A 260-nucleotide genomic window follows, 5' to 3' on the forward strand; every position below is an offset into this window, starting at 1 on the left:
CCTACCGCACCTGATCATCCTGGCGCTGGTGGTCCTGATCCTGTTCGGCCGTGGCCGCATTTCCGAAATGATGGGCGATTTCGGCAAGGGCATCAAAAGCTTCAAGGAGGGCATGAACGAGGAGACCAATCGTCCGGTCACGCCGCCGCCCGCCCAGATCGCCCAGGCCCCGGTGCAGCAGGCTCCAGCTCCGCAGGCGCCGGTCGCCGCCCCGGCCGAAACCCAGGGGACGCCGGGCAGCCACTGACCTGACCCCCGGT

At 68.1% G+C, this 260-nt stretch carries 1 protein-coding gene; it reads left to right on the top strand.

The genetic code is table 11. The features are described 5' to 3' along the window. On the top strand, positions 1 to 247 hold a 247-nt coding region (gene tatA / locus ACZ3GY_RS24325; protein WP_465912345.1), incomplete at its 5' end, for a twin-arginine translocase TatA/TatE family subunit. Positions 248 to 260 lie beyond the last annotated feature (13 nt).

Source organism: Pseudomonas sp. PME37.24/006, from assembly GCF_055556635.1.